The 9,255-nt window shown below is 66.9% G+C and carries 11 protein-coding genes and 1 pseudogene; 3 read left to right on the top strand and 9 right to left on the bottom strand.

The window, feature by feature from the left end; translation table 11 throughout:
- From QZW52_RS17080 to prmB, 3 genes are all read left to right on the top strand, one after another.
- Positions 1-854 (top strand): ATPase, T2SS/T4P/T4SS family (locus QZW52_RS17080; protein WP_294000925.1); only part of this gene is annotated, 854 nt, incomplete at its 5' end.
- A gap of 19 nt (positions 855-873) precedes the next feature.
- Positions 874-2,022: a succinyl-diaminopimelate desuccinylase gene (gene dapE / locus QZW52_RS17075; protein ID WP_294000924.1), complete on the top strand. Its 1,149-nt coding sequence runs from the start codon at positions 874-876 to the stop codon at positions 2,020-2,022.
- An 8-nt stretch (positions 2,023-2,030) separates the two neighbouring features.
- Positions 2,031-2,951 (top strand): 50S ribosomal protein L3 N(5)-glutamine methyltransferase, encoded by a 921-nt coding sequence (prmB, locus tag QZW52_RS17070; RefSeq protein WP_294000922.1) that lies wholly within the window; start codon positions 2,031-2,033, stop codon positions 2,949-2,951.
- 449 nt (positions 2,952-3,400) lie between these two features.
- Here the strand turns inward: prmB and QZW52_RS17065 are convergent, their stop codons facing one another.
- From QZW52_RS17065 to QZW52_RS17030, 9 genes and pseudogenes are all read right to left on the bottom strand, one after another.
- Entirely contained in the window at positions 3,401-3,658 is a 258-nt protein-coding gene (locus QZW52_RS17065; protein ID WP_294000920.1) for a helix-turn-helix transcriptional regulator, read from the bottom strand.
- Positions 3,659-3,850: 192 nt separating this feature from the next.
- Positions 3,851-4,210, bottom strand: a complete 360-nt coding sequence (locus QZW52_RS17060) for a type II toxin-antitoxin system PemK/MazF family toxin (RefSeq protein WP_294000918.1) — start codon at positions 4,208-4,210, stop codon at positions 3,851-3,853.
- The gene (locus QZW52_RS17055) at positions 4,204-4,452 is read right to left on the bottom strand and encodes an AbrB/MazE/SpoVT family DNA-binding domain-containing protein (protein ID WP_294000916.1); all 249 of its coding nucleotides are present in this window, start codon (positions 4,450-4,452) and stop codon (positions 4,204-4,206) included. The genes QZW52_RS17060 and QZW52_RS17055 overlap by 7 nt, the downstream gene beginning before the upstream one ends.
- A 60-nt stretch (positions 4,453-4,512) precedes the next feature.
- The gene (locus tag QZW52_RS19255) at positions 4,513-4,965 is read right to left on the bottom strand and encodes a tyrosine-type recombinase/integrase (protein WP_363226953.1); all 453 of its coding nucleotides are present in this window, start codon (positions 4,963-4,965) and stop codon (positions 4,513-4,515) included.
- A 178-nt stretch (positions 4,966-5,143) separates the two neighbouring features.
- A pseudogene (locus QZW52_RS19250) lies at positions 5,144-5,356 on the bottom strand (Arm DNA-binding domain-containing protein); the annotation flags it as partial.
- Positions 5,357-5,665: 309 nt separating this feature from the next.
- Complete coding sequence (locus QZW52_RS17045) at positions 5,666-6,391, bottom strand: helix-turn-helix domain-containing protein (RefSeq protein ID WP_294000915.1); 726 nt, start codon at positions 6,389-6,391, stop codon at positions 5,666-5,668.
- Between the two features lie 277 nt (positions 6,392-6,668).
- The gene (locus QZW52_RS17040; RefSeq protein WP_294000914.1) at positions 6,669-7,412 is read right to left on the bottom strand and encodes a hypothetical protein; all 744 of its coding nucleotides are present in this window, start codon (positions 7,410-7,412) and stop codon (positions 6,669-6,671) included.
- 72 nt (positions 7,413-7,484) lie between these two features.
- Positions 7,485-8,012: a hypothetical protein gene (locus QZW52_RS17035; protein WP_294000912.1), complete on the bottom strand. Its 528-nt coding sequence runs from the start codon at positions 8,010-8,012 to the stop codon at positions 7,485-7,487.
- A 3-nt stretch (positions 8,013-8,015) separates the two neighbouring features.
- Positions 8,016-9,059 carry a hypothetical protein gene (locus QZW52_RS17030; RefSeq protein WP_294000910.1) on the bottom strand — a complete coding sequence of 348 codons (1,044 nt, stop codon included), beginning with the start codon at positions 9,057-9,059 and terminating at the stop codon, positions 8,016-8,018.
- Positions 9,060-9,255: the final 196 nt, after the last annotated feature.

The raw sequence follows: 9,255 nt of genomic DNA, 5'->3' as shown, positions 1-9,255 counted from the left end.
CGCTGGCCTCGATGATCCAGAACCGCAACAAGCAGGTCGCGGGCCACATCCTGACCATCGAGGATCCGATCGAGTTCCTGTTCACCAACTACAAGTCGGTGGTGAACCAGCGCGAGGTCGGCCGCGACGTGCAGTCGCTGCAGATCGGCCTGAAAAACGCGATGCGGCAGGCGCCGGACTGCATCTTCATCGGCGAGATCCGCGACCGCGAGACGATGAGCGCGGCGCTGTCCTACGCGCTGTCGGGCCACCTCGTGCTCTCGACGATGCACGCCAACAACAGCCACCACGCGCTGAGCCGCATCCTGTCGTTCTACACGCCCGAGTCGCGGCCGGCGCTGCTGTCGGATCTGGCCGCCGGGCTGCGGGCCGTCGTCTCGCAGCGGCTGTTGCGCTCGACGCAGGGCGGGCGGGTGCCGGCGGTGGAGGTGCTGCTGAACACGCAGTTCGTCGCCGAGCTGATCGAGCAGGGCAATTTCTCGGGCATCCGGGAAGCGATGGACCGCCTGATGGCGGAAGGCTCGCAGACCTTCGAGCAGGACATCGCCCGCCTCGTCACCGAAAACGTCGTCACCCGCGACGAAGGCATCAGCCATGCCGATTCGCCCACCAACCTGCTCTGGCGCCTGCAGAACGACATGGTCAGCAGCAAGCGCCAGCAGGAAGAGGAGCAGGAAGCGGCACCCGGCCCGTCCTTCACCGAAATCACGCTGGACGTGGTGCCCGGCCAGAACCCGAACGCCCGCGGCAGCTTCTCGCCCTCGCCTGCCCCGATGCCCACCGGCACTGCGCCGTCGCCACTGCCGAGTTCGGCCACGGTCAAGCCGCTGCCCTTCCTGTCCAAGAAACGCTGAACCCGCGGCCATCCCCGACATGCACCTGCCCACCCTCGCCCTGGTCGAGCAACTCCTGGCCCGCCCCTCCCTCACGCCGGACGATGCGGGCTGTCAGGCGCTGATCGCCGACCGCCTGCGCCCGCTCGGGTTCGAGTGCGTTGATCTGCCGTTCGGGCCGGACGATTTCCGGGTCAGCAACCTGTGGGCCATCCGCCGTGGTGCCACGGACGGACCGACCCTCGTGCTCGCCGGCCACACCGACGTGGTGCCGACCGGCCCGCTCGACCAGTGGACCTCCGACCCCTTCGTGCCCACGCACCGCGACGGCCGCCTCTATGGCCGGGGCAGCGCCGACATGAAGACTTCGCTGGCGGCCATGGTCGTGGCGGTGGAGGAATTCGTCGCCGCGCACCCGGACCACCGCGGCGCCATCGCCTTCTTGCTCACCAGCGACGAGGAAGGCCCGGCGCACAGCGGCACCGTCAAGGTCTGCGAGTGGCTGGTCGCGCGCGGCGCGCGGCTGGACGCCTGCATCGTCGGCGAGCCGACCAGCGTGCGCAGCGTCGGCGACATGGTGAAGAACGGGCGGCGCGGCTCGATGTCCGGGCGACTGACGGTGCGCGGCGTGCAGGGCCACATCGCCTATCCGCAGCTTGCGAAGAACCCGATTCACCTCGCCGCGCCTGCGCTGGCCGAACTCTGCGCCATCGAGTGGGACCAGGGCAACGACCACTTCCCGCCGACGAGCTGGCAGATGTCGAACATCCATGCGGGCACCGGCGCGACCAACGTCATTCCCGGCGCGATGGTCGTGGACTTCAACTTCCGTTTCTCGACCGAATCGACGCCGGAAGGGCTGCAGCAGCAGGTTCGGGACGTGCTCGACCGGCATGGACTGGACTGCACCATCGACTGGAGCCTGAGCGGACGGCCCTTCCTGACGCGCCCCGGCCCGCTGGTCGATGCGCTGGCCGGCGCGATCCGCAGCGTCACCGGGCTGGAGACGGTGCTGTCCACCACGGGCGGCACCTCCGACGGCCGCTTCATCGCCCAGATCTGCCCGCAGGTGGTCGAGTTCGGCCCCGTCAACGCCACGATCCACCAGATCGACGAACACTGCGCGCTGGCCGCGCTCGGGCCGCTCAAGGACATCTACCGCCGCACGCTGGAGGCGATGCTGACATGACCATGCCCATGACCACTGACGCACCGAACACGGTCCTCGCCCTCATCGACGCCATGGCGGAGCAGTTGACGCAGGCCGGTGTCGGCTTCGGCCACGGCACCACCAACGCCTTCGACGAAGCCGCGTGGCTGGTGCTGTGGAAACTCGGCCTGCCGCTGGATGCCCTCGACGCGCAGGCCGCCGCGCCCGTCACGCCCGCACAGCAGGCCGAGGTCGCCGCGCTGATCGACACGCGCATCGCCACGCGCAAGCCCGCCGCCTACCTGACCGGCGAGGCGTGGCTGCAGGGTGTGCCGTTCTATGTGGACGAGCGGGCCATCGTGCCGCGCTCGTTCATCGCCGAGCTGCTGGCCGATCCCGATCTGGGCGAGGCGCTGGATAGCTGGTTGTCCGAGGACACCGACCGCGTGCTGGACCTGTGTACCGGCAATGGCAGTCTGGCGGTGCTGGCGGCGATGGCGTATCCGCAGGTGCGGGTGGACGCCGCGGATCTCTCCACCGATGCGCTGGAGGTGGCGCGCATCAACGTGCAGCGCCACGGCCTGAGCGACCGGATCACCTTGGTGGAAAGCGACGGATTGGCGGCGCTGGACGGCTCCTACGGGCTGATCCTGTGCAACCCGCCGTATGTGAACGCCGCGTCGATGGCGGTACTGCCTGCCGAGTACCTGGCCGAGCCGGAGCTGGCACTCGCGGGCGGTGAAGACGGCATGGACTTCGTCCGCCAACTGCTGCGGGATGCACCAGCGCGGATGCTGCCTCAGGCCGTGCTGGTGCTGGAAATCGGCAACGAGCGGGCGTATTTCGAGGCGGCCTTCCCCACGCTGGAAGCTGTGTGGCTGGAGACGAGTGCGGGGGAGGATCAGGTGCTGCTGGTCACGCGCGAGGCGTTGCTGGCGTGGCGGCAGGAGACTGAAGAAGCCGTCTGAGGCAAAAATCTGGAGCGGTGATGGGAATTAAACAGTCATCGTAAGCATATTGTCGATCATCGCCTGTCCGAACCCGGAGCAAGGCACCTTGCGGCACCATCAAGCCCGAACCGGGAAAGCCCGGAGCGGCGCCTGCCAAGCCCAGTTCTGGTCTGGACCACTGCTCCAGGCGCTCGGGTCGTTCTGCAGATTCCGCACACCGGCCACCCTCGGTTGAGCCTTGGTTGAAGGCAGGTTCAGCATTGGCTGCCCCCGACGAATTTCGTCGCCAGTGGCGCACATCCGCCAATCCATGCGGGGGCCGGACGTGCCTCGCTTGCTGGGGTGTGCATGTGGCTTGCGCCACCGCTCAGCGCGCGGGGGTTCCACTGTCTCCGCGGAAAGACCATTCGACTGGCGCACCGCCGCGGCGGCCCACTCGGTTGTGGCGAAGGTAGTGGCGGTGGCGATCACTTGGCGCCCACCGTCGGCTTGATCGCGTTGGCAGCCAGCCACTCACGCACCGTGGCACTCGACCACCGCACGTAGCGCGGCCCATCTCGGTAATCAGCGGCGGGGAACTTGCCGGCCTTGATCCAATCGCGGAGCGTCTGGTCTCCGACGCCAAGGATGGCGCACACAATGCTGGCCGGGAGCAGCGCCAGCCCAGCCAGATCGGCCGGCAGGGGTGCAAGGGGCGGCGTGACCGGGGTAACTCGGGGGGACATAGGGCCTCTCGGGCTGTTGAGTTGCCGCCATTACCCGGCCCCGCGACCCACCAGATTCCGCCCTTTTCCGCACCGTGGCCCACCCCGGATGTTTTCCGCGAAAAAGCCGAATTACCCTGGAACCCTTGGGGGGCATTTGGGCTTTTTGCACAATCCGCCCCCCTGCTGGTGGTCAAGCGGATCGGATCGGGATCACTCGATCAACGTAGCCACACGCGCCAACACCTCCGCCAGTACATCAGCCGGGGCCGCTTCGATGAACTGCCCGCGGCGCTCTTGCCAATCGACGGTGCGGACCTGGTTGCACAGGACCACACCATCCGTCAGCAGCCCGGTTCCGGTCAGCGCCACCGTCCATGCCCGACCTCTGGCGAAGTTGCCCCCACGGGTCACGGGGCAAGTCAGCGCCATCCCGAAGCGGTTGAACTCGACTGGCGACAACACCAGTGCGGGGCGGGTTCCTTGCTGCTCATGTCCCGCGCTCGGGTCAAAGTCCAGACGGATCAAATCCCCGCGCTTCGGAACGCAGGGGGCAGCCTTGCGCGTCACCATGCTTCACGCCCGACAGGCGCGGCCCGTTCGGTGTCGGCATCCGCGGGCATGTCGCCCGGCTCCATTCCCGCCAGCAGATCCGCCAGGATGTAGCGCGGGCGTGCCGGCGTCAGCACCAGTGATCCGCCGCTCATCTCGACGTTCACCACTGCGCCGGCAGACAGTCCGAGCGAGCGGAGAAACTGGCGCGGCAGCGTGACAGCGACTGATCCACCGACGCTGCGAAGGGTTGAGGTGTGCATGGTGTGTCCTGTGACTTGTCGGGGCTATGCGTGGCTTATTGTTGCACATAAGTTATACATTCAAGCCGCCTTGAACGGGATCACCTGGGCACCGTGGCGCAGCTTGTCCAGGTAGTCCGCCCACGTCTGCATCATCTGGCGGCGCTGGTCGATGAACTCGGCGCGGTCATAGGTCATGTCCTCGTTGCCGTAGCCCATGCGGCGCAGGGCGGCCCGGATCGTGTTCTCGCTCATGCACCGCTGCGCCGACAGCAAGGACGGGAACACGTACTTACCCGATCCCGAGTGACGGCGCAGCTCTTCCAGGATCACCAGGGCCTGCCGTGCAAGTGGCACCAGATGCGGGCGGCCGTTGTTCTTGCCGTGGATGGTGCGCTTCATCTTCGCGGCCGGGATCGTCCACAGCGCGGCGTCGGCGTCTATCTCCGCCCACTCCATCGCCCGCAGGTTGCCGGGTCGCCGGAAGGTCAGCGCCGACAGCAGCAGCGCGCCACGGGTGAGCGGGTGCCCCACGTACCCGCCGAGCGTGCGACGGGGACCAGCCTTCGACCTCCTGGGCGTGGAACTCTCGCGCCACGAACTCGAAAGTTCCGGGCAGCGGCTCGCCAGCGGCGGTCAGTGCTTCGGCTTCGTGCTTGCGTGCCTCGCTCGGATCGGTGCCAGCCGCCACGAGGGCGCGGGCTTCATCACGTCGCTTGCGGGTATCGGCCAGTGGCACCTCGGGGTACGTGCCCAGCCCGATCCGCTTCTCCTTGCCCTCGAACCGGTACTTCAGCCGCCACCACTTCCCGCCGTTCGGCTGCAGTTCCAGGTACAGCCCGCCACCGTCGGACAGCTTGCGGGGTTTGTCGCCGGGCTTGGCCTTGCGGATCGCGGCATCGGTCAGGGTGTTGGTGGTCGCCATCTTGAACAGCTCGGGGGCAGGTTCAAGCGGCGCTTCTTGGGGTTCCTTGGGCAACAAAAAAGCCCTAGAGCGTTGATTCTCAAGGGCTTTTTGGGGTTTGCGTAGCTTGCCGGGGCCTGATTTGGAGCGGTGATGGGAATCACACTCTCGGCATAACACGTTGATCTGTATAGAACTTCACGATCAGTCGTCCGACAGTTACCCGGAAAGTTACCCATGATCGTGCTCGCTGCCCCCTGCTTCGACCCGATCAGCCCCGAGCGCACGCGCCACCATCCCCAGCGCACTACGCGTGACGCGCGCCATGTCTCAGGCACCACCGATCAGCCGGCCATGCGCCGCCGCGATGTCGGCGCGCAACCGTTCATGCAGCCCCGACCGGGCGCCCATGTCGGCCACGGCCAGCGCCAGCCGGTCGGCGGTGGCCAGCAGACGCGCGCCGCCGATCAGCTCCTCGTCGAAGACCCGGTTGTTCCGCTCGCGGGCGTTGGCTACAGCGGCCAGCAGCTCGCCCACCAGCCCACCCAGTCGCTGCCATGCGGCTTCTGTGTCTGCCGCTGCGCGTGGCACAGCGATACAGGCTGTGGCGACAGTGTTGACGGCTGTTTCGATGGTGGCACGGGCCTGCCGGATCGCTTCGCGCCGAGTGGCTTCCAGGCGGTCGGGGTCTTCCTCCGGACAGCAGCCGCAGAGGTACTCGGCACTCACCCCGAGATGCGCAGCGAGCAGCAGCAGCCCGGACAACGACGGCATCCGCTCGCCGCTTTCCCACAGCGAAAGCTGTGTGCCGTTCTTGTGGCCGATCTTGGTAGCCAGCTCTTTCCCTTGCAGCCGACATGCCTGACGCGCCCGAACGATCCGGCGACCGATCAGCCGCTGGAACTCGGCCTGACTGCGCACGTCTTCTCCGGCCAGCAGCTCCCGTACCGCGGGATCAAGCCACCGCGGCTCGGCGTCGCCCAGCGTGGCGTCGTGGATGTCTGCACAGTGGTGGGCGGAGTGGTCGGTGTTCAGTGCTGGGCAGAAATCGAGCATGGTGGCGTCCGGGTGTGGAGGTGCGGTCGATTATCCGCTGACACTGTATGTACGTACAGCAATCGACAACACGGAATCCGGCATATTTCCATCGGTCGGCAGCGCCAGCCCGACACCCGTCACGCCTGAACGCAGGGCTGGCGCTGCCCTCTGCAACTCTTCGAACCCTCCCCAAAACACCACCATGCGAGACAAGGGCGAGACAAGGGTTTGACAAGGTTTTCTCAGCATTGCAGCGCCGAAAACCTACCCAAAACCTACCCATTCCAAAGCACGGTCAGGCGGGGATAAGCCGCCGGTTCTTCTCGTCGTCGTGGAGATCGACGGCGCCGGCCTCGATGGCGGCACGAACCCAATCGGGCAGCGCCCGAACGTCGCGCACCGCATCGCGCTGAAAGTCATGGATGCGCTCCAGGTCTGGCAGCAGCCGTGCTGCCCGCTGGCGCTGTTGAGCGGTCATCTGCGCGTCAGACAGGACCAGCGGCGCATCGGCTGGGTCGATGCCAGCGGCGGCCAGCGCATCCAACTTACGCGCAACCGCCCGAGCTTCGGAGTGGTCAACCGTCTTCATCGCCTGATCCATCGTGAACCCGCCTGAAGTGAGGGCGTGAAGCTCACGGGTTCGGGCGTTCTCGGCCATTGTCACAACCGCTTGGAGCCTCGTCACCTCGCCGGCCAATGAACGGCCCATCGCTGAAACGTGGCCGTCGTGTCGGCGAAGGTGGACGCGGTGCGCGTCAAGTTGAACACGCAGGGCTGCCAGGCTGTCGCGGGCGGCGGCGGCTCGTGCTTCGACCGCGGCGGCCTCGCTGTCCAGGTGTTCGGCCACAGCGTCGGGATCGCATCCAGCCAGGATCGCATCCACGATGCGGGCGGTCGCGCCATTCTCGCGCCCACGGCGGTCCTGAAGCGCCAGCTCTGCGCGGGCGGCGGCGGTCAACCGTTCCGCGGCGGCATAGTTCGCAGTCGAAGCCATGGCGGCGGTAAGCAGGTCGAGCTGGTCGGGGGTCAGAGAGTTCATGTGGTTTCCTCGTTGGTGGGTGGAGCGGTTACGCGACCTCGAAAGGGTCACGGGAAATGCACTGCAGCGCGGTCATGACTGGAACGGTTCAAGGTGCATGAGGTTGTCGCGCCGCTGCAGAGTGAGCCGGCGGACCATGGGGGCGATGACGGTAGGAGTGATAACGGCCTCGACCGTGAACGCGGCCACCACGTCCAGGCCAGGCAGCAGCAGCACGAGGTCGCCCTTCGTCGGCGTGTAGTGCTCGGGTTCGCCGGGGCTGGCCAGCGCCTCTACCTGCGCGTCCACGGTCTCCGCGGCGAGCGTGCCGGTGCCGCGGTCGTTCATCATGGACATCGGCGGGGCGGTGTCGCAGAACAGCAGCCGCCCGGCACCGAGGGGCTGGTACTCGTTGGACGGCTCTTCCTCCGCCGACAGCACGCCCATGCCGCCCAGCGTGGGCAGGCCGCCCATGAGCTGTTCCATCACCCCCGTCACGCCCGCAGCGGGCCGCTTCACCACGCGCCGCCAGACCTGGCAGTCCAGCCCGCGCGGATGGCGCAGCACCACCTGGCGCAGGGCCAGCGCCACGGCCGCAGGGATTCGTTCGATCATCGTCATCGGTCAGCCTTTCGTTGCTTGCGCGTACATGGCGTCGGCGGCTTCGCGGGTCATGACACCCATCGCCACGAGTGGCTCGATGTGTTTTTGCGCGCGCGCCACCAGCACCTTCCGATCCCGCTCGGATGTGCCGGGCGAAATGGTCTTGGCGGCCTGGCTGGCCGCTGCTGCGCGGATGGCCCTAGCAGCGGCCAGCCGCTCGGTTCGTTCTTCGGTCGTCTCGATCTGGGTGCGCTTCCAGTCCTTGCGGGCCATCTGCTCCAGCGCCATGTCGTCCGCCTGCGCCTTCTTCAGCCGAGCGGTAGCCTTGCGGTCGAGCGTGCCCCGCGCCAGCTTGATCATCTGTTCGATCCGCTGCAGGGCGATGGGCTGGGTCAGCAGGTGGACGGTGCGCAAGACGTGCTTGCAGGCCACGCCGTCGAGCTGCGGATTGCGGATCTTGGGGAAGCCGGTTTCTGGCCGCATCGAGTTGTAGTTGCCGACCGTCGCGATGTAGCGGAAGACAAACCGCCAGTCTTCACAGTCACAGTCGATGCGGATGCTGCCGGTGGCCAACTGGCGTGCCAGCGCCGGGAGCTGTTCTTCTTCGGCCGGTGCTGCCGTTGCACCGCTCAGGCCCACGAAGTCCACGTAGACATGGTGCCGCGCCGCCCGGCTGCCCGGTGAAGCACTCGTGGTGAAGTGAATGACGCTGCCCTTGATCTCCATGGGCACGGCGTAGTGAATCTCGGTGTTCGCGCGCTGGCGCCGCTCGGGGTGCGCCAGGTTGATGATCTGCTTGGCCGTGATGCCGCCCGCGAACTTCTTCCCGAGCGACTTCGCCAGCGCGGCGAACCGCTGCAGATCCTCTGCCGTAATCTTCCGCAACTGCCCATTCAGGATGGTGTCAAGCGCGCGGCCCGCGTTGTAGGCGCCACCGACCTCCTGAGGGTCGAGGATGTGCTTTGCAGCAAGCCGCTGCTGCAAGTCGGCCTTGTACCGGGCCTTCGCTTCAGCGATGGCCTGCGCTGGCGTGACGCCTTCCTTCGGTTTAGGTTCGCGTGCCATTACACCAACCCACCATTGGCCGGGAAGCTGGCTTCGATCTTCAGCGCGGCCAGCAGCTCAAGTCGTTCGGTTGGCATGGTTGGCGATTGCATGTGATGGTCTCGTGGGCGTTGGGTTGGTGCGGTCATGCGTCCTCGAACGGATCGCGGCGTGGGATGGGTGCGCGTGCGCCTTGTGCTGTGTGCGCCATTTGCCG

The organism is Sphaerotilus sp. (genome assembly GCF_013299175.1).
GTDB lineage: Bacteria > Pseudomonadota > Gammaproteobacteria > Burkholderiales > Burkholderiaceae_C > Sphaerotilus.
This window is presented reverse-complemented; position numbering and strand designations above follow the sequence as displayed.

What these genes read in the sequence shown, in the direction of transcription:
- QZW52_RS17055 (WP_294000916.1), bottom strand. Translation starts at nt 4,452, where the DNA reads ATGCACACCTCAACCCTTCGCAGCGTCGGTGGATCAGTCGCTGTCACG.
- prmB (WP_294000922.1), top strand. Translation starts at nt 2,031, where the DNA reads ATGACCACTGACGCACCGAACACGGTCCTCGCCCTCATCGACGCCATG.
- QZW52_RS17035 (WP_294000912.1), bottom strand. Translation starts at nt 8,012, where the DNA reads ATGACGATGATCGAACGAATCCCTGCGGCCGTGGCGCTGGCCCTGCGC.
- QZW52_RS17060 (WP_294000918.1), bottom strand. Translation starts at nt 4,210, where the DNA reads ATGGTGACGCGCAAGGCTGCCCCCTGCGTTCCGAAGCGCGGGGATTTG.
- QZW52_RS17065 (WP_294000920.1), bottom strand. Translation starts at nt 3,658, where the DNA reads ATGTCCCCCCGAGTTACCCCGGTCACGCCGCCCCTTGCACCCCTGCCG.
- QZW52_RS17045 (WP_294000915.1), bottom strand. Translation starts at nt 6,391, where the DNA reads ATGCTCGATTTCTGCCCAGCACTGAACACCGACCACTCCGCCCACCAC.
- QZW52_RS17040 (WP_294000914.1), bottom strand. Translation starts at nt 7,412, where the DNA reads ATGAACTCTCTGACCCCCGACCAGCTCGACCTGCTTACCGCCGCCATG.
- QZW52_RS17030 (WP_294000910.1), bottom strand. Translation starts at nt 9,059, where the DNA reads ATGGCACGCGAACCTAAACCGAAGGAAGGCGTCACGCCAGCGCAGGCC.
- dapE (WP_294000924.1), top strand. Translation starts at nt 874, where the DNA reads ATGCACCTGCCCACCCTCGCCCTGGTCGAGCAACTCCTGGCCCGCCCC.